Below are 19,079 nucleotides of genomic sequence, written 5' to 3'. Positions count from 1 at the left end.
TATATAAAATATGAATAATAATATTCCCGTAATTACAATTGACGGACCAAGTGCTGCTGGAAAGAGTACTATATGTAATATAATAGCGAACAAATTAAATTGGTGTATTCTAGAATCTGGTCTGATATATAGATTGTTAGCAATTCTAATCTTACAAAGAAACGTTCCCATTATTGAAAAAAATATAATTTCTTTTTTAAAAAATTTAGATTTTTCTTTATTAAAAGAAAACAAAATTTCTAAAGTAATTCCATTACAAATAGTTGGAGAAACTGCTTCTAAGTTAGCTACTTTCTCTGAAACGCGAAAAATTTTACTTTATAAGCAAAGATGTTTTCGTAAGAAACCTGGTTTAATAGCAGAAGGAAGAGATATGGGAACTGTAGTTTTTCCTGATGCTATTATTAAATTTTTTTTTAAAGCTAATTTAGAAACTCGTGTTTTCAGAAGAATAAAACAATTTAAAAAAATGGGATTACCTACTAATTATAAAAAATCATTAGAACAATTAAAAATTCGTGATGAACGCGATCAAAATCGATTAATTTCTCCTTTATACGCGTCGAAAGATGCTATAATATTAGATTCTACCAATATGACGCTTTCTGAAGTAATCGAATGCTCTATGAAAGAAATCAAAAAAAAAATAAATATATAATATAAAATTTAAAATTTAAACTCCTATAATAAGGATTGTTATAAGATATATAAAACAAGATCATTTTAGCATGAAGCTAAAATGAACATTAATGAAAATTTGTTAATATTATTAATATGAATGAATCTTTTGCTCAATTATTTGAAGAATCACTAAAAGAAATTAAAACACGTCCTGGTTCTATTATTCGAGGATTTATTGTTTCTATAGAAAAAGATATAATTTTAGTTGATGCTGGTCTGAAATCTGAATCTGCTATTCCGTTGGAGCAGTTTAAAAACTCTCAAGGATTGATTGATGTAAAAGTTGGAGAGTATGTTGATGTCGCTTTAGATGCTATTGAAGATGGATTTGGAGAAACACTTCTATCTCGTGAAAAAGCAAAAAGACATGAGGCATGGTTAGTTTTAGAACAAGCACATGAAACATCCAAAACAGTAACTGGTGTAATTAATGGAAAAGTAAAAGGCGGATTTACTGTTGAATTAAATGATATACGCGCATTTTTACCTGGTTCTCTAGTTGATATTAGACCTATTAGAGAAACTATTCATCTTGAAGGTAAAGAGTTAGAATTTAAAGTAATAAAATTAGATCAAAAAAGAAATAATGTAGTTGTTTCACGCAGAGCTGTGATTGAATCAGAAAATAGCGCTGAAAGAAATCAATTGCTCTCAAACTTGCAAGAAGGCATAAAAATTAAAGGAATTGTAAAAAATCTTACAGATTATGGAGCGTTTGTAGATTTAGGGGGGGTAGACGGATTACTACATATTACAGATATGGCTTGGAAAAGAGTGAAACATCCTAGTGAAATAGTTAATGTTGGCGATGAAATTAATGTTAAAATCCTTAAATTTGATAAAGAAAAAACACGTGTATCTCTTGGGTTAAAACAATTAGGAGAAGATCCATGGATAGCTATTTCAAAACGTTATCCTGAAGGAATTAAATTGAGTGGTCGTGTAACTAATCTTACAGATTATGGTTGTTTTGTTGAAATTGAAGAAGGAGTAGAGGGATTAGTTCATGTATCAGAAATGGATTGGACAAATAAGAACATCCATCCTTCTAAGGTAGTTACCGTTAATGATATAGTAGATGTTATTGTTTTAGATATTGATGAAGATCGTCGTCGTATTTCACTTGGATTAAAGCAATGCAAAATTAATCCATGGCAAGAATTTTCTGAAACACATAAAAAAGGAATACATGTTGCTGGAAAAATTAAATCTATTACAGATTTTGGCATTTTTATCGGTTTAAAAGGAGGTATCGATGGATTAGTTCACTTATCTGATATTTCTTGGAAAATTAGTGGTGAAGAAGCAGTTAAAAATTATAAAAAAGGCGATGAAATTTCAGCAGTAGTCTTACAAGTGGATGCAGAAAGGGAGCGTATCTCATTAGGCATAAAACAATTAGAAGAAGATCCTTTTAATACTTATATTTCAAACTATAAAAAAAATAGTGTCATTTTTGGTAAGATTAAATCTTTTGATAATAAGCAAGTTATTATCAATTTATCAGAAGGTGTAGATGGAAATGTGAAATTTTCTGATACTTCTATTCAATACGAAGAATTTATAAAAATATTTAAAATTAATGATAATATTTCAGTAAAAATTTCTAGTTTTGATCGAAAAAATAGGAGTATTAATTTAAATATTCACGTTATAGATGAAAATAGTGATAAAAAAGATATAAAAAATAAATTAAATAATAAACAAAAAGATGAAAGATTCTCGAATGTAATGGCAGAGGCTTTTAAAGCCGCTCAAAACACCGAATAACTATATAAAAAATAAAATATATTTTTTATCTTTATAATTGCACTATTTAAAGCAAATGAATTTTTCAAATAGAGGATATATGACAAAGTCAGAATTGTTCGAAAAAATTGCTAAAAAAAAAATTCATATTGAAAACAAAACAATAGAGCTCGCTATAAAAGAACTTTTAGAACATATGTCTCTTGCATTGGCCAATGGGAAGCGAATTGAAATTCGAGGCTTTGGAAGTTTCTCATTACATTATCGAGATGCTCGTATAGGTCGAAACCCTAAAACTGGAGAAATAGTTAAGTTAAGTGCAAAATATGTACCTTATTTTAAACCGGGGAAACAATTACGAAATCGAGCTAATATATATAAATAAAATATTTTAAAATCTTATTCTAGAAACTAAGTAAATATATTTAATAAAAAAACTTAGTTTCTATATTCCACTATATTTGATTTAAACATTATTAAAGTAAATTAAAATGAGAAAAAAAATTATTGTAGCAAATTGGAAACTTAATAGTAATATTAAAAATATTTCTATTTTTTTAAAAAATTTAAAATTAAATATATCATCTTATTTAAAATATAATACTGTTGTAATTGCACCTTCAACGATATATCTCGAGAGAGTGTATAAAAAAATAAATAATTTAAATGTTTTTCTTGGCGCTCAAGATGTAAATCTAAACAAAAAAGGTGCTTTTACAGGAGAAACATCTATATTAATGCTAAAAGATGTCGGTGTAAAATATGTTATTGTGGGTCATTCTGAAAGACGTTTATTTCACAATGAGAGCAACGAATTAATTGCAAAAAAATTTAGTTTAATTAAAAACTCATATTTAATTCCTATTTTATGTGTTGGAGAAAGTAAAGATGAGAAAAGAAGAAATCAAACTAAAGAGATTATAAAAAATCAGTTAAATACCATCTTTGAATTACTAGGTGAAAAAGCTTTTATAAATTCAATAATTGCATATGAACCTATTTGGGCTATTGGAACGGGTTTATCAGCAGATCCTGTATATGTAGAATCAATAAACAAATTTATAAAAGATTATATTAATCATTATAGCTCGAACAATTTAGAAGAAATAATTGTTCAATATGGTGGTTCTATTAATTCTAAAAACGCTCAAAGTTTTCTTCAAAAACCTAATATTGATGGATTACTTGTTGGTAGTGCTTCGTTAGATTATAAAGAATTTCTAGAAATCATTAAAATATCAAATGATATTTTATGCAAATAATTTAATTATTTGTAAATTTTTTATATATCCATCCGCCTAAATTTATACCAAATATAGATGAAATTATAGGTATTAAAAAATATGGAAAATAACTATTGCTTGAGCCAGTAAAAGCTACTTTCCCCCATCCTATTAAGCTTAAAAATATTCTAGCGCCTAAATCATGTGCTGGATTTAAAGTGATGTTATTTTGAGAACCTAAAGATATATTAATAATCATTACTAATATTCCTATTAAACATGGATTAAATTTTGACTTAATAACAAAAAAAATTTTTTTGTCATTAATTTTCATGAGTATAATAATAAAAATTATCGAAATGATTGTATTTATTATAAATTCACGCACAAATATGCAATTTTTTTGAGGATAAACACAAAAAATTGAAGCTAATTGAAGACTTTCTTGGGTTCCTCGTACAATATTATATTTTTTTTCAAATGATATCAATATTTTGTAATATATATAATATATTAATGTTATAAAAAAAAAAGCACCAGAAATTTGCGAAATAATATATGGAAATACTTTATGTTTATTAAATTTATAAAATAACCAAAAAAAAATGGTAATAGCTGGATTTAAATGAGCTCCAGATATTGAAATGCTCAAATAAATTGAAAAAGATACTGCAAAACCCCAAATAAGACTTATTTCATATTTATTAAAATAAAAATTTGTTAGTTTTGACGCAGCTAAAAATCCTGTTCCAAAAAATATTATTAAACCTGTTCCTAAAAACTCAAAAATACATTGTTGAAATATATTTTTTTTACTACGTATATTCATTGCTTAAATACCTATACGATTTAATAATAAAATTATTTTTTAATTAAATAATTAAATTAAAATTTAAAGCGCCGGGAAAACCGGCACTAATTTTATATTAATAAAGTTTTTTAGCAGTAATTAACCAATCTTTTTTAAAAGAATGTTTCATATTTTTCAGAGCATTTGTTATATCATTAAAAATCATCTTTTCATTTTGAATACCGACACATTTACCTTCATAACCTTGAATCAAAAGTTCTACAGAATAAGCCCCCATCCTAGAAGCAAGTATACGATCGTATGCAACTGGAGCTCCTCCTCTTTGGATATGACCCAATATAGTAGCTCTAGTTTCACGATGAGTTTCATTTTCAATATATTTAGCTAAATCTTCTACATCACATATATACTCTGTAATTGCAACTATTGCGTGCTTTTTGCCTTTTTCAATACCGGCTTTTATTTCTAAAACTAGCTCTTCTTTAGTATATTTAATTTCAGGGAGAACGATAAACTCGCATCCACCTGCAATTGCAGCAGCTAAAGTTAAATCACCACAAGATCTTCCCATCACTTCTACAATAGAAATTCGTTGGTGAGAAGAAGAAGTATCTCGTAATCTATCAATAGCTTCAACAACTGTTTCTAAAGCAGTAAAATAACCAATGGTATAATCAGTACCTGCTACATCATTATCTATAGTACCAGGAATACTAATGCATGGCATACCCATTTTTGTAAGCTTTTGAGCACCTATATATGATCCGTCTCCGCCAATAACAACAAGTGCATCTATTTTTCTTTGTCTAAGGTTATTGATAGCGATATTTCTTATGTGATTGTGACAAAAATCAGTAAATCTAGCAGAACCAAGAAATGTTCCGCCTTTATTAATCATATCCGATACACTATATCTATCTAATTTAATCATTCGATTTTGATATAATCCTAGATATCCATCGTAAATTCCAAATACTTCTAACTTTTGACTGAGCGCTGTTCTTACTACTCCCCTAATTGCGGCATTCATTCCAGGAGCATCGCCACCACTGGTTAATACTCCAATTCTTTTAATCATGATAATCTCGTTTTAACTACTATAAAAAATTATTTTCTATATTTAGCAATAAAAATTTGTTTTTATATGTTAATCGCATGTTAATTTTATATTGAAATGGAAAATTACAAACATAAAAAATTTTAACTAACTCTAATTATATAATTTAAATACATATATTTTATCAAAATTATACTTTCTCTTATTTAAATTAGAGATAAAATATTAATATATATTGATTCTGAATAGAAAAATATATCTAAAATAATTTATTTTAAATAATACCATTTAGTAGGAATGTATTTTTCATTGAATTCTAAAACAATTGGAACTGCAGTTGGAATTTCTAATTCTATAATTTTTTGTCTATCAATTTTATTTAAATACTGCATTAATGCTCGTAGTGAGTTTCCATGTGCTACAATTAGTATTTTTTTTCTTTGTTTTAATTGTGGGTAAATAAATTTTTTCCAATAAGGAACAACTCTTTGTATAGTCGCTTCTAAACTTTCCCCTTTAGGAAGCTCGTTTGCATCAATGTTAGAGTAACGTATATCGTGCCCTGGAAATCGTTGATCTTTTGTATCAATTTGAGGAGGACTAATATTAAAACTACGCCTCCATAAAACAACTTGTTCATGTCCGTATTTCTGAATTATTTCATCTTTATTAAATCCTTCTAAAGCGCCATAGTGCCTTTCATTTAAACGCCATGATTTTCGCACTGATAACCAAGGTTGGTTTAATATTTTTAAAATATATTGTAATGTATATATTGCTCTTCGTAGCATAGAAGTATGCGAGCAATCAAAAAAAAATTTTTCTTTTTTTAATAATAAACCTGTTTTTTTAGCTTCATTTTTTCCGTTTTCGCTTAGTTCTACATCATGCCATCCAGTGAATTTATTTAGTTGGTTCCATTGACTTTCACCATGTCTAATTAATACTACTTTATTCATGATTGTATTCTCTATATAGGTAATATATATGTTGTATAAAAATATTTTAATCAATTTTTTTCGCTCTGTCATTATTTCTTTCAAATAAAATATTTTTACATAAACTATTATAATAAAATATTAAAAATTATATGTAAATTTAATATAATTTATATGCATATTGATAAAAGTACAGATTATTATTGATAAATACTGTACTTTTAATATATATATAAATTATTTAAATTTATTTATTTTTAAATATTAATCAAAATACGATTAAAATCTTCCAATATGTTTTTTATAGTATTTAAAAAACTAATAGCTTCTTTTCCATCAATTAAACGATGATCGTAAGATAATGCTAAATACATCATTGGAAGAATTTTGATTTCTCCATCTACTGCCATTGGGCGTTCTTTAATAGCATGCATACCTAATATAGCAGTTTGAGGAGGATTTATTATAGGTGTAGAAATTAAAGATCCAAAAACACCACCGTTAGTTATAGTAAAATTTCCTCCTATTAATTCTTCTATGCTTATTTTATTTTCCAGGCTTCTGATAGAAAATTCTTTTATTTTTTTTTCTATATCTGCCATTGACATTGTATCAGCATCTCTTAACACCGGAGTTATTAGACCTCTTGGTGTAGAAACAGCAATACTAATATCAAAATTTTTGTAAAATATAATATCTGTTTTATCAATAGTAGCATTTATTTCTGGAAAAATTTTTAATGATTCTACTACTGCTTTTACAAAAAAAGACATAAATCCAAGACGAACATTATATTTTTGCTCAAAAGATTTATTATATTTGCTTCGCAAAGAAATAATTGGTTGCATATTTACTTCGTTGAAAGTAGTAAGCATAGCTGTATTATTTTTTGTTTGTAATAGTCTTTCAGCTATTTTTTGACGCAGTCGAGTCATTTTTACTCTATATGTATTATTTGATTGTTCGCAAATGTTATTTAAACTAGATTTTTTTTCAATATTTTTTTCAATATCTTGTTTTCTAAATGTATAGTTTAATTTGCTAGGTATAATTGAATTTTTATCAATATTATTGTTTCTGACAAAACGTCTCGCAGAAGGTGTTAAAAAATTATTCAAAAATTTATTTGTATTATGATTGATGTGATCATCATGAGAAATATCAATTTTTTTTATAGGAGTGTATTTTTCTTGTGTTATTGAATTTAAATTTTTTTTTTCAATATCATTTGATTTATTTATACTTCCAATTATTTGATCCGATTTAACAATTGAGCCTTTTTTTTCTAAAATAACGCTTAATATCCCGTCGCATGGAGAAGATATTTCCAACATTATTTTATCTGTTTCAATATCAACTATATTTTCATCACAATATACTTTTTCTCCGACTTTTTTATGCCATTTGACTATTACTGCATCGCTTACAGAATCTGGTAGATCTGGAACAAGAATATTAATTATATTCATTTTTTAGTCCTATTATTTATATTTTTATGAGAAATGAAATGCGTTGTGTATTAACTGTCCTTGTTCCTTTTTATGTAGAGAAATATGACCTACTGCAGGAGATGCAGAGGATAAACGACCGATGTAATTTAAGTTTGAAGAATGCGGTAAAACATCGTGCAAATAATTTTTTATATAAAACCATGCTCCTTGGTTGCAGGGTTCTTCTTGACACCAAATAAAATCTTTAATATAAAAATATTTTTTTAATATATTTGATAGTTCAATAATTGGGAATGGGTATAATTGTTCAATTCGAATTATAACAACATTTATAATGTTATTTTTATTTCTGTATTCTAGAAGATCGTAATATATTTTTCCAGAACAAAAAATAACACGTTTAATCTGTTGTAAATTATTACTAAGTTCATCTATTACTGTTATAAAATCATCATTAATTAAATTTTCTAAAGAAGAAAAAGCCGCTGGATATCGCAGAAGAGATTTAGGAGTAAAAATAATTAATGGCTTATAGATATTTTTTATAATTTGTCTTCTTAATAAATGAAATATTTGTGAAGATGAGGTAGGAATACAAATTTGCATATTACTTTGTGCGCAAAGTTGAAGGAACCTTTCAATTCTACCTGATGAATGCTCCGGACCTTGCCCTTCATAACCATGAGGTAAAAAAATAATTAAATTAGACAACTTATTCCATTTTTGTTCACTAGAACTAATAAATTGATCAATAACTACTTGAGCTCCATTAACAAAATCGCCAAATTGCGCTTCCCAAATAGTTAAATCATTTGAAGGATATAAAGAATATCCATATTCAAAAGCTAACACTGCTTCTTCTGATAAAACAGAGTCCCAAATTTCAAATTTACCTTGATCATTTTTAATATGTTGTAATGGTATATAAATAGACCCATTATTTTGGTCGTGAATGCAAGCATGTCGATGGAAAAATGTGCCTCTTCTAATATCTTCTCCTGAAAGACGACATGAAACACCTTCGTTTAGTATCGTTGCATATGCTAAGGATTCTGCCGCACCCCAGTCAAATAATTTTCTTCCCTCGGACATTTCAATTCTATCTTGATAAATTTTTTTTACTCGTCGATGCATTTTAATGAATGGAGGAATAGTATTTATGCGATATAATAATTTTTGAATATCTTTCAGATTTAATTTTTTTAAACTTTTTTTTGTTTTAAAATAATCTAAATTTTTATATTGAAAATCTATATATTCCTTATGACAAAAAATTGATTTTCCTTTAATTAACTTACTAGAATATTCGTCTACTATTTTATCAATCTGATCTTGTGTAATTATTTTTTGATTTATCAATAAATCAGAATATATTTTTTTTGTAGTAGGATGGTTTTGAATTTTCTTATACATAATCGGCTGAGTTACAGAAGGATCATCTACTTCATTATGACCGTGCCTTCTATAACAAACTAAATCTATAAAAACATCTTTATTAAATTTTTTTTTAAAATCTAAAGCTAACTGCACAGCAAAAATAGCAGATTCTATATCGTCAGAATTTATATGAAAAATAGGTGCTTGAATTATTTTACCAATATCAGTGCAGTATTTACTAGATCGAAGATATTTAGGATTTGAGGTAGTAAAACCAATTTGGTTATTAATTATAATATGAACTGTTCCACCAACTGTATAACCTTCAGTTTGAGACATGTTTAATGTTTCTTGTACAACACCTTGACCAATAATTGAAGCATCTCCGTGAATGTTAATAGATAAAACTTGATCATTTAAATACATTGATTTATCTATAGAAGATCTTGTTAAACCAAGAATGACAGGATTAATTATCTCTAAATGTGATGGATTATATTCTAATTTTATATTAATTACTTGATTTTTATTTCTTATTTGTGCGCATCCTCCTATATGATATTTCACATCTCCACTATATTTTGTAGATATATTATTACCAGAAAACTCATCAAATAATACTTTAGGATTTTTATTTAATACATTTACTAATACATTTAATCTACCTCTATGAGCCATACCAATAATAATATCTAAAATATTATTATTTTTTGAATAACGTATTACTTCATGCAAAATCGTAATAAGTGTTTCTGCCCCCTCTAAAGAGAATCGTTTTGTACCGGAAAATTTTTTTCCTAAATATTTTTCTAAAGTTTCTGCGTAAATTATTTCTTTTAAAAATTGTATTTTTTTTTGTTTTGAAGTTAAATTTTCCTTAAAATATAATTCTATATATTCTGTGATCCACTGTTTTTGATATATATTATCAATATACATGTATTCAAAACCAACAGAACTACAGTATTTGTTATTTAATTGATTATATAAATCTATTACTTTGATTTTATATCGAGGGTTTTTTTGAAAATTAATTTCTATTGTTTGTTCTAATTCATCTTTATTCAATTGATAAAATGAAAGTTCTAAATATGGATATTTTTTTTGTTTTTCTAATTGAAGAGGATCTATTAAAGATTTTTTATAACCTTTTTTTCTAAAGAAATTAATCATTTGATTAATTTTATCATCTAATTGATTATTATTTTTTTTACTGAATTTTTTGAAATTTTCCTTTTTATCAACAACTGAACTAGAAAAATGATTATTATTTAGAGTATTTTCAACATCAATGGATAAATTTATAAATTTTTTTTTCCATGTAGCATCAATAGATGATGGATTTTTTAAAAATTCTTGATATATAAACTCAATATATTTTCCATTATCAGAAGATAACCAAGAAGAATCAAGAAATTTTTTTAGCATGTTTTCGTTCATAATGTTTCATTTAAAATTTGAATAAATTGTTTTTTAATTTAAATAATATTTTTAGCAATTATGCAGGATTATAAATATCGATAAAAATAACATCTAAATTATATTTTTTGTTTAACCAATTTCCTAAAGATTGAATTCCATATTTTTCACTACAGTAGTGTCCAAGCGCAAAAATGTGAATTCCAAGCTCTTTAGCAATATATATTGTTTCCTCAGAAACTTCCCCTGTTAAAAAAGCATCAATTCCAAATTTATATGCTTGTTGAATAAAACTCTGCCCCTTTCCACTACACCAAGCTATGCGATGAATATAATTTGGAGCATTTTGATGAAAATGTATGGGTGTTTTTTTAAAAATTTTTTCTATTTTTTTTACAAAATCTAAACTATTTATTTTATGTTCTAAAATACCCCATAAAACATAAGGCAGGATTTCACCTTGAATAAAAATATTTAATTTTTTGGCAATTTGTGCATTATTGCCTAATTCTGGATGAATATCTAATGGTAAATGCCAGCTATATAAGTTAATGTTGTGACTAAGTATAGTTTTCAATCTATTTCTTTGTATGCCATGGATATATTTGATCTTTTTATCCCAGAAACATCCATGGTGAACAATAATAGCATTAGCTTTATGATATAAAGCTGAATTTAATAAATCCTGACATATACTAACTCCTGTAATAATTTTCCTAACTATTTTTTCGCCTTCTATTTGCAATCCATTATATACAATATCTTTGTTAAAATTGTTAAATAATTTTTTATTAATAATTTTTTCTAAAATAAAATTTTCCATGTAATTTAATCTTTTTTTATAATAACTGAGCTTGTTTGTAAGCCAATAAAAATTTTTTTGTACTATGTTCATGGTTTATAATTGGCTTTGGGTAATTTATTTTACAATTATTTTTAACTATCCATTCATATGGGTGATGAATATAATTATTTGGTACCATTTTTAATTCAGGTAAATATTTTTTTGTAAAAAATCCTGATTTATCGAATATTTTAGATTGACGTAATGGATTAAAAACACGTATGTAACTTGTTGTATCACTACCAATTGATGCAGACCATTGCCAGCCCCCGTTATTTAATGCATAATCTCCATCAATTAAACGAGACATAAAATATTTTTCACCTTCTCTCCAATCAATTAAAAGATTTTTTACTAAAAAACTAGACGTGATCATTCTCAATCTATTATGCATCCATCCTGTTTTATTTAATTGATTCATAGCAGCATCGATTATAGGAAATCCTGTTCGTCCATCTTTCCAAGCATGAAAATAATTTATATTATTTTCCCAGTTAATTTTTTTCTCCCATTTTAATAATGATTGAGATTTACTTAATATAGGAAAATTAATTAATAAATGATAATAAAATTCACGCCATATTATTTCATTTATCCAAGATGAATTAAGTGTTATAGATAATGGTTTATGTTTATATTTCGTTAAAAATATCTTTAAACAATATCTTATCGATATTATTCCTAAAGATAAATAAGGGGATAACATACTAGTACTATTCAAATATGGAAAGTTTCTTGTTGAAAAATAATGTTTAATTTTATTATTACAAAAATCTTTGATTCTATTGATAGCCTCTTTTTCCCCAATAGGAAATAAATTTTTATCAAAATTTATATTATCATTTTGATTCAAACAAATTGGCATCGTATCATATTGATGATAAATTCGTTTTTTAGGTAAAGAAAAGCAAATAGGGGTATTTTTAGATAGATAATCTATTGCTTGTTTTTTAAAAAAATAAAATTTTTTATAAGGCTGATTATTTTTATTTTTTATTTTATTAGGGTTAATTAAAATGCTATCATGAAAGCCTTCTAAAAGAATACCTTGCTTAGCTAATTCGTGTTTCATTAAAGAATCCCTATTTCTTTCATTAATCTCATATTGGTAATTATAAAACACGTGATTAATTTTATTTACTTGACAGAAATAAGATAAATATTCTATAGAATTTAAGAAATCAGTGCATTCATGATGATATAAATTAATGTTTAATTTTAATAGTTCGTCTTTTAAAGACTTTAAATTTTGATAAAGAAAAGATATTTTTTTTGTAGACACATAATGTTGGCTCCATTGTTTTGAGGTAAAAATAAATAAACCTATTACTTTATTTGTTTCAGATAAACACGCATGATATAAAGCTGTATTATCATGTATACGAAGATCATTACGAAACCATATTAAATTTTTATTCATTATTTTAACTTTAAAGTTTTGACATTTATAAAAATTACATATTATATTTTTATTCAAAATTTTAGTTAACTTTTTGAATAAAAAATTTACAATAAATTAAAAATAAAAAATATTTTTAAAATGTTTATCTATTATAAGTGAAATAAAAATAAATTATAAAAAATTTTGTAAATTAAATATATTTAGTTGTTTAAACTTGTAAAATTATTTTTAATTTATTTTTTAAAGTAAAATTTAATTGATAAAGAATTTATTCTAAAAAATTGATTTTAATAAAATAGGAAAAAATATGGAAAAAATAGGTATTTTTTTTGGAAGCGACACCGGAAATACAGAAAAAATAGCAAAAATTATTCAAAAAAAAATTGGAAAAAATAAATCTATTTTACATGATATCAGCAGCACTTCTAAAAAAGATATAGAAAATTTCAATAACTTAATATTTGGTATTCCAACTTGGTATTATGGTGAAGTGCAATGTGACTGGGATGATTTTTTACCTATTTTAAAAAAAGTAAATTTTTCAAAAAAAACTGTTGCTCTCTTTGGATGTGGTGATCAAGAAGATTATAGTGAATATTTTTGTGATGCACTCAGTGTAATATACAGAATTATTAAAAAAAATAAAGCAAAAATAATTGGTCAATGGCCAACAAAAGGTTATAATTTTGATTCTTCGAAATCCTTATTAAACAAAGATTATTTTATGGGACTTGTTTTAGATGAAGATCGTCAATCAGATCAAACAAAATATCGTGTTAAAAAATGGATAGAAAAAATTATTTTTGAATTTTGTTAAAAATTTTACAAAATTTTATTATAAATAATTTATTTTTCAAGAAATATAAATGTATTCATGAGTTTTCTCTTATTTAAAAGAAATTAAAAAAGAAATAATATGATTGTTAAAACAAACCAATTTTATTTATTAAAAAGCATACCGAGAAAAAAGCATCGTATAAAAATCAAAATAAATCATATAAATCTTCCATTTATAGGTAAAGATATTTGGACGTTATATGAAATATCTTGGTTAAATTTACATGGAGTACCACAAGTTGCTATTGCTAAAATAGAATTTAATAGTACAACTGAAAATATCGTTGAATCCAAAAGTTTAAAAATTTATATAAATAGTTTTAATCAAATTAAATTTAAAAATAGTACTAATTTAATAAAAACATTTATATCTGATTTGAATAAATGTGTGTTAGGAGAAGTTTCAGTAAAATTCTTTGATTTACATGAAATTGAGAAAATAGGTATATCTAAATTTTCTGGAACTTGCATAGATAATAAAAATATTTCAATAACATCATATAATTACAATAAATTATTACTTAAAAATTCTTCTAAAAAAAAAGAATTAGTTATTGAATCTTTATATAGTAATTTATTTAAATCAAATTGTCCAATAACCAATCAACCTGATTGGGCATCAATTAATATTATTTATAATGGTCAAAAAATTAGCCATACTGCACTGTTAAAATATTTAGTCTCTTTCCGTAATCATAATGAATTTCATGAAGAATGCATTGAAAGAATATTTAACGATATTCAAGAAATATGCAAACCTCGAAAACTCAGTGTTTATGCAAGATATACTCGGAGAGGAGGTATTGATATTAATCCATGGCGAAGTAATATTTTTTTTGAACCTAATTTCATTAGATTATCAAGGCAATAAAAATTAATTTATTTAATATTTTATAATTGTTTTTTCAATACGCAGTATTAAGTATACACTTAATACTGCGATTTTTATATTGGAAATATAAATCTGTTTTTTATCTTGTAGATACCAACGTAACTAAATCTAAAACTTTACTAGAATAACCAGTTTCATTATCATACCAAGAAATTAGTTTAGCAAAATTTTTATTTAATGATAAGCCTGCTTTCATATCAAATATTGAAGTTAATTCTTTTCCGTTAAAGTCTGATGATACTACTTCATCCTCTGTGTATCCTAATATTCCTTTCATTTCTTGATTTGCGGCATTCTTAATAACAGAGCATATTTCTTCATATGTAGCTGATTTTTTATAACGAACTGTTAAATCTACAACAGATACATTAGATGTAGGAACGCGAAATGCCATGCCCGTTAATTTTCCATTTAAATTTGGCAAAACTTTGCCAACGGCTATAGCTGCTCCAGTAGAAGAGGGAATAATATTCTGAAATGCTCCTCTACCGCCTCTCCAATCCTTATTTGAAGCACTATCGACAACTTTTTGAGTAGCTGTAGTAGCATGAACAGTAGTCATTAAACCTTCTATAATATGAAAATTATCATCTATTACTTTTGCTAAAGGAGCTAAGCAGTTGGTTGTACAAGATGCATTGGAAACGATATTTTCACCTTGATATTTATCAAAATTAGCTCCTTTAACAAACATTGGAATGTCATCTTTAGAAGGGCCAGTTATTACAACTTTTTTCGCTCCAGCTAAGATATGTTGATAGGCGGCTTCTTTAGTTAAAAAAAGACCTGTAGATTCAATTACAACATCAATCGATAAATCATTCCACATTAACTTTTTAGGATCTTTTATTGAAGTAGTTCTAATTGTTTTCCCATTAACAATAATATTTTTATTTTTTACTTCAATATTTTTTTGAAAGTCACCATGTGTAGAGTCATATTTTAACATATAAGCTATGTATTCAGGATCAATTAAATCATTTATTGCTAAAATTTCAATATTTTTGCATCTTTGAGCTAATCGAAATACAACGCGTCCAATACGACCAAAGCCATTTATACCTACTTTAATAGTCATAATTTCACCAAGTTATTGTGTTAATAAAATATATAATTAATATTAAATTAATAAAAAAATTTTAATTAATTGCAAATTCTTTATAATATTAAATAATTAAAATTTTTTTAAAATTTTGTTAGGATCTATTTTTGAAGCATAATATGCAGGGTATAAATTCGAAATAATTCCTATTACTATAGTACTGATAAAAATAATTATTATATCTGATAAATTTAAGTCTAATAATAAAAAATTATGATAATAAATGTTGTTTATCAATAAGTTGCCGCTAAAATGTTGTTCTAAAAAAAATATAATGTTTTTGAAATTTAAAATAGTTATAACACCAGATACCAAACCGATCAAACTTCCTATTAAAATAAAACGAAAACCATAATATAAAAAAATAAGTTTAATAAGAATATTGTTAGCACCGATACTACGTAAAATAGAAATATCTTTTATTTTTTTCGAGATAGATAATAACGATACAGATATCACACTAAAAGAAGAGATTATTATTAGCATTAACAATGTAATATATATAATTGTTTTTATTTTTTTAATATCATTATATATATATTTATAGTCGCTAATCCAGGTGTATAAAACAACAGGAATTTTAATTTTTTTAGCTACATCTAAAATAACTTTATTAGCCTTTAACGGATGCGACATATATAGTTCAATAGCATTAATATGATTTTTTATATCAAAATGATCTTGAAAAAAAGCAAATGGAATTAACCCAATATTAGCATTTGAAACTCCATTAGAATTAAATATAGATTTAATTTGAAAAGAAAAGATTTTTATTTTATTCAATTGAAAAGAAAACTTATTATCTACAATTATGAAATCAATCCAATCTCCTTCTTTTATTTTTAAGTCTTTAGACAAGTCAGAAGAAATAATGATTTGATTATTTTTAAAATTATTTAACTTTTCTAACTGATAGTTCTCTTTTTGAAAAGAAAAATATTTTTTTATATGTTTTATATCTGTAAAACTTTTAACATTAAAAAATTTAATTTCATTTTTTTTAAATAAAGCTGCATTCATTAAAATGTATGGTTCAGAGTAATTTACTCCTGATATGGAATTAATTTTTCGTATAATCTCCTGAGAACGCGGAAATGGTTCGTTTATTGACTGTATAATTCCATGAGGCAAAGATGATAAAATATTTTGATTTACTAATATTTTAAATCCATTTAAAGCGCTAACACTGATAATTAATACAAAAACACTTAAAGAAATCGCTATTTTAGATAAAATAGAAATCAAAAAAATCATATGATTGTTATTGTTTTTTAAATATAAGCGTTTTGCAATAAAAAAAGGCAAAAAATTCATTGAATATATTTTTTTATATTTAGTTGACCATGTTTTATTTCCAATAAAACATGTGCTTTTCTTGCGAATAAAAGATCATGTGTCACAATTAAAAAAGAAGTTTTTAAATTAATATTCGACTCAAATATTAAGTCAAAAATTATTTTTGCATTATAAAAATCTAAATTTCCAGTAGGTTCATCTGCTATTATCAATTTTGGTGTATTAATAAAAGCTCGAGCAATAGCTACTCTTTGTCTCTCACCGCCAGATAATTCAGATGGGTATTTTTTAATTTTTTTTTCTAAGTTAACTTTAATTAACATTTCGTGCGCTTTTTCTTTAGCTTCTTTAATAGTTTTATTACTAATAAGTAATGGCATTGCAACATTTTCAAGTACATTAAAATCTAACAATAAATGATGAAATTGATAAACAAACCCTAAATTTGAATTTCTTAATTGAGCTATTTGATTAGATGACATTGAACTTAATGATATACCATTAAATAAAATAGTTCCAGAAGTGGGTTTTTCTAAGCCGCTAATTAAGTGCAAAAAAGTACTTTTTCCAGAGCCCGATTTTCCAACAATAACTGCTATATCACTTTTTTTAAGAAAAAATGATGTTTTTTTTAAAACATGAGTGATTTTTTTGTTATTTTTGTAAGATTTAGTTAAGTCGATACATTGTAAAATTATATTATTCATAAGATAAAATTTTAGAAGGTGTTGATTTGGTAATACTCCAAATTGGATATAATGTAGATAAAATAGAAATTAATGTAAATACAATATTAACTATAAGAGTCTGAATAGGAAAAATTTTTATTGGAACGCTTACATTACTAAACAAAGTGTTTATTAAAAAATTAATAATTTTTCCTTGAAATATTAATATGAAACTAATTAATGTTCCTAAAAAATTTCCAATTATAGTAGTACTTGCTCCCAATGTAACAAATATTAACATAATTTTTTTTCGGCATAATCCTTGCGTTTGTAAAATTGCAATAATATTTTGCTTTTCTATGATATTCACTGTTAAAGTAATAACTATATTAATTCCTACAATCAATAAAATTAAAATAAAAAAAAGAAACATAATATATTTTTCAATTTGTATTGCTTTAAAAAACTCACCTTGTTGTTTTTTCCAGTCTAAAAAGATTAAATTATTTTCTTTGATTTTAAACGTATTTATGTTAAAAGAAAATGGGTCTCTTAACCAAACTCTCCAGCCAGTCACGTAATTTTTATCATAATTTAAAAAATTTAAAGCAATTTCAGTGTTAATTAACATTTGATAACCATCAATATCATTTTTTGTGTTAAATAAACCAGTTATTTTAAATAACTGTGCATTAATTTTTTTTTTTAAAAAATTTTTTTTATTATTAGGCAAGATTATCAGTTTAATTGAATCATTAATATTTACATTTAATTTTTCTGCTAATTTTTTACCTAAGATAATATTCTTTTCTTTTGAATTAAGTGTATATAAATAATTTTTAATATTATAAGTTTTAAAAGTATTGTAATTTTCTTCTTTAAAAGTAATAATTTCACCTATAGTAATATTTTTTTTACTTTGAACAAGAACTTTATTACTGATAAAACCAGATACTTTTTGAATATTTTTTAATTTTAAAATATTTTTAGGAAATTTAGATTCATTGATATAATAACTATTATTTGTAATAATTAAATGAGGAATAAATGAGAGAATATTCTTTTTAAATTCACTCTGAAATCCATTTGCTAAGGACATTGTAATAATAATAGATGCTGTTCCGATACTAACACCTATAATAGATAAAATAGTAATAATTTTTTTAAAATTTGTTAAATGAGAGTTCCAAAAATAACGAAAACCAATAAATATATATATGGGCTTATACATTAAAGATATCTTTTTTTGATAAATTTTTTTTTAATAAATTTTAATATTTTTTAAATAAAAATTTTATTAGTAAAAACAGCCAAATTAAATGCGAAATAGTA

Annotated in this window: 17 protein-coding genes; 6 read left to right on the top strand and 11 right to left on the bottom strand. The window is 24.7% G+C overall.

Going from position 1 to position 19,079, the window contains the following annotated elements; genetic code table 11:
- The first annotated feature begins 10 nt into the window (after positions 1-10).
- The 4 genes from cmk to tpiA all read left to right on the top strand — a co-directional run bounded on the left by cmk (position 11) and on the right by tpiA (position 3,692).
- Positions 11-658: a (d)CMP kinase gene (gene cmk / locus HU701_RS01770; protein WP_178919205.1), complete on the top strand. Its 648-nt coding sequence runs from the start codon at positions 11-13 to the stop codon at positions 656-658.
- 116 nt (positions 659-774) lie between these two features.
- On the top strand, positions 775-2,451 hold the full coding sequence (gene rpsA, locus HU701_RS01765; RefSeq protein ID WP_158346378.1) for a 30S ribosomal protein S1: 1,677 nt from the start codon (positions 775-777) through the stop codon (positions 2,449-2,451).
- A 79-nt stretch (positions 2,452-2,530) separates the two neighbouring features.
- Complete coding sequence (gene ihfB, locus HU701_RS01760) at positions 2,531-2,815, top strand: integration host factor subunit beta (protein ID WP_158346376.1); 285 nt, start codon at positions 2,531-2,533, stop codon at positions 2,813-2,815.
- Between the two features lie 106 nt (positions 2,816-2,921).
- The gene (gene tpiA / locus HU701_RS01755; protein ID WP_178919203.1) at positions 2,922-3,692 is read left to right on the top strand and encodes a triose-phosphate isomerase; all 771 of its coding nucleotides are present in this window, start codon (positions 2,922-2,924) and stop codon (positions 3,690-3,692) included.
- A gap of 1 nt (position 3,693) precedes the next feature.
- Here the strand turns inward: tpiA and HU701_RS01750 are convergent, their stop codons facing one another.
- The 7 genes from HU701_RS01750 to phrB form a co-directional block, all read right to left on the bottom strand.
- Positions 3,694-4,482, bottom strand: a complete 789-nt coding sequence (locus tag HU701_RS01750) for an MIP/aquaporin family protein (RefSeq protein WP_178919201.1) — start codon at positions 4,480-4,482, stop codon at positions 3,694-3,696.
- Between the two features lie 97 nt (positions 4,483-4,579).
- Positions 4,580-5,542 (bottom strand): 6-phosphofructokinase, encoded by a 963-nt coding sequence (pfkA, locus tag HU701_RS01745; protein ID WP_158346370.1) that lies wholly within the window; start codon positions 5,540-5,542, stop codon positions 4,580-4,582.
- A 248-nt stretch (positions 5,543-5,790) separates the two neighbouring features.
- Complete coding sequence (gene gpmA / locus HU701_RS01740; protein WP_158346873.1) at positions 5,791-6,480, bottom strand: 2,3-diphosphoglycerate-dependent phosphoglycerate mutase; 690 nt, start codon at positions 6,478-6,480, stop codon at positions 5,791-5,793.
- Between the two features lie 236 nt (positions 6,481-6,716).
- The gene (gene sucB / locus HU701_RS01735; RefSeq protein WP_178919199.1) at positions 6,717-7,928 is read right to left on the bottom strand and encodes a dihydrolipoyllysine-residue succinyltransferase; all 1,212 of its coding nucleotides are present in this window, start codon (positions 7,926-7,928) and stop codon (positions 6,717-6,719) included.
- A gap of 24 nt (positions 7,929-7,952) precedes the next feature.
- Positions 7,953-10,727 carry a 2-oxoglutarate dehydrogenase E1 component gene (locus tag HU701_RS01730; RefSeq protein WP_178919197.1) on the bottom strand — a complete coding sequence of 925 codons (2,775 nt, stop codon included), beginning with the start codon at positions 10,725-10,727 and terminating at the stop codon, positions 7,953-7,955.
- A 58-nt stretch (positions 10,728-10,785) separates the two neighbouring features.
- Positions 10,786-11,529, bottom strand: a complete 744-nt coding sequence (locus HU701_RS01725; RefSeq protein ID WP_178919195.1) for a Nif3-like dinuclear metal center hexameric protein — start codon at positions 11,527-11,529, stop codon at positions 10,786-10,788.
- A 16-nt stretch (positions 11,530-11,545) separates the two neighbouring features.
- Positions 11,546-12,970, bottom strand: coding sequence for a deoxyribodipyrimidine photo-lyase (gene phrB / locus HU701_RS01720; RefSeq protein WP_178919183.1), 1,425 nt, complete (start codon positions 12,968-12,970; stop codon positions 11,546-11,548).
- Between the two features lie 289 nt (positions 12,971-13,259).
- On the opposite strand from phrB, the gene fldA reads away from it, so the two are divergent.
- Both fldA and queF read left to right on the top strand, forming a co-directional pair.
- A complete protein-coding gene (fldA, locus tag HU701_RS01715; RefSeq protein ID WP_158346360.1) occupies positions 13,260-13,769 on the top strand; it encodes a flavodoxin FldA in 510 nt (169 codons plus the stop codon).
- 99 nt (positions 13,770-13,868) lie between these two features.
- On the top strand, positions 13,869-14,660 hold the full coding sequence (gene queF, locus HU701_RS01710) for an NADPH-dependent 7-cyano-7-deazaguanine reductase QueF (RefSeq protein ID WP_158346358.1): 792 nt from the start codon (positions 13,869-13,871) through the stop codon (positions 14,658-14,660).
- Positions 14,661-14,760: 100 nt separating this feature from the next.
- Here the strand turns inward: queF and gap are convergent, their stop codons facing one another.
- The 4 genes from gap to HU701_RS01690 form a co-directional block, all read right to left on the bottom strand.
- Positions 14,761-15,759 (bottom strand): type I glyceraldehyde-3-phosphate dehydrogenase, encoded by a 999-nt coding sequence (gap, locus tag HU701_RS01705; RefSeq protein ID WP_178919181.1) that lies wholly within the window; start codon positions 15,757-15,759, stop codon positions 14,761-14,763.
- A gap of 96 nt (positions 15,760-15,855) precedes the next feature.
- Positions 15,856-17,097 carry an FtsX-like permease family protein gene (locus tag HU701_RS01700; protein WP_178919179.1) on the bottom strand — a complete coding sequence of 414 codons (1,242 nt, stop codon included), beginning with the start codon at positions 17,095-17,097 and terminating at the stop codon, positions 15,856-15,858.
- A complete protein-coding gene (lolD, locus tag HU701_RS01695; RefSeq protein WP_158346352.1) occupies positions 17,094-17,786 on the bottom strand; it encodes a lipoprotein-releasing ABC transporter ATP-binding protein LolD in 693 nt (230 codons plus the stop codon). Before lolD ends, HU701_RS01700 begins: the two co-directional genes overlap by 4 nt.
- Entirely contained in the window at positions 17,779-18,978 is a 1,200-nt protein-coding gene (locus HU701_RS01690) for an ABC transporter permease (protein WP_178919177.1), read from the bottom strand. The genes lolD and HU701_RS01690 overlap by 8 nt, the downstream gene beginning before the upstream one ends.
- Positions 18,979-19,079: the final 101 nt, after the last annotated feature.

The organism is Buchnera aphidicola (Aphis gossypii), assembly GCF_013394915.1.
GTDB lineage: Bacteria > Pseudomonadota > Gammaproteobacteria > Enterobacterales > Enterobacteriaceae > Buchnera > Buchnera aphidicola_AZ.
The sequence above is the reverse complement of the archived record's forward strand: the minus strand, read 5'-3'. Positions and strand labels throughout refer to the sequence as shown.

What these genes read in the sequence shown, in the direction of transcription:
- HU701_RS01750 (WP_178919201.1), bottom strand. Translation starts at nt 4,482, where the DNA reads ATGAATATACGTAGTAAAAAAAATATATTTCAACAATGTATTTTTGAG.
- HU701_RS01725 (WP_178919195.1), bottom strand. Translation starts at nt 11,529, where the DNA reads ATGGAAAATTTTATTTTAGAAAAAATTATTAATAAAAAATTATTTAAC.
- HU701_RS01690 (WP_178919177.1), bottom strand. Translation starts at nt 18,978, where the DNA reads ATGTATAAGCCCATATATATATTTATTGGTTTTCGTTATTTTTGGAAC.
- queF (WP_158346358.1), top strand. Translation starts at nt 13,869, where the DNA reads ATGATTGTTAAAACAAACCAATTTTATTTATTAAAAAGCATACCGAGA.
- tpiA (WP_178919203.1), top strand. Translation starts at nt 2,922, where the DNA reads ATGAGAAAAAAAATTATTGTAGCAAATTGGAAACTTAATAGTAATATT.
- fldA (WP_158346360.1), top strand. Translation starts at nt 13,260, where the DNA reads ATGGAAAAAATAGGTATTTTTTTTGGAAGCGACACCGGAAATACAGAA.
- gpmA (WP_158346873.1), bottom strand. Translation starts at nt 6,480, where the DNA reads ATGAATAAAGTAGTATTAATTAGACATGGTGAAAGTCAATGGAACCAA.
- ihfB (WP_158346376.1), top strand. Translation starts at nt 2,531, where the DNA reads ATGACAAAGTCAGAATTGTTCGAAAAAATTGCTAAAAAAAAAATTCAT.
- cmk (WP_178919205.1), top strand. Translation starts at nt 11, where the DNA reads ATGAATAATAATATTCCCGTAATTACAATTGACGGACCAAGTGCTGCT.
- phrB (WP_178919183.1), bottom strand. Translation starts at nt 12,970, where the DNA reads ATGAATAAAAATTTAATATGGTTTCGTAATGATCTTCGTATACATGAT.
- HU701_RS01730 (WP_178919197.1), bottom strand. Translation starts at nt 10,727, where the DNA reads ATGAACGAAAACATGCTAAAAAAATTTCTTGATTCTTCTTGGTTATCT.
- lolD (WP_158346352.1), bottom strand. Translation starts at nt 17,786, where the DNA reads ATGAATAATATAATTTTACAATGTATCGACTTAACTAAATCTTACAAA.
- pfkA (WP_158346370.1), bottom strand. Translation starts at nt 5,542, where the DNA reads ATGATTAAAAGAATTGGAGTATTAACCAGTGGTGGCGATGCTCCTGGA.
- sucB (WP_178919199.1), bottom strand. Translation starts at nt 7,928, where the DNA reads ATGAATATAATTAATATTCTTGTTCCAGATCTACCAGATTCTGTAAGC.
- rpsA (WP_158346378.1), top strand. Translation starts at nt 775, where the DNA reads ATGAATGAATCTTTTGCTCAATTATTTGAAGAATCACTAAAAGAAATT.
- gap (WP_178919181.1), bottom strand. Translation starts at nt 15,759, where the DNA reads ATGACTATTAAAGTAGGTATAAATGGCTTTGGTCGTATTGGACGCGTT.
- HU701_RS01700 (WP_178919179.1), bottom strand. Translation starts at nt 17,097, where the DNA reads ATGAATTTTTTGCCTTTTTTTATTGCAAAACGCTTATATTTAAAAAAC.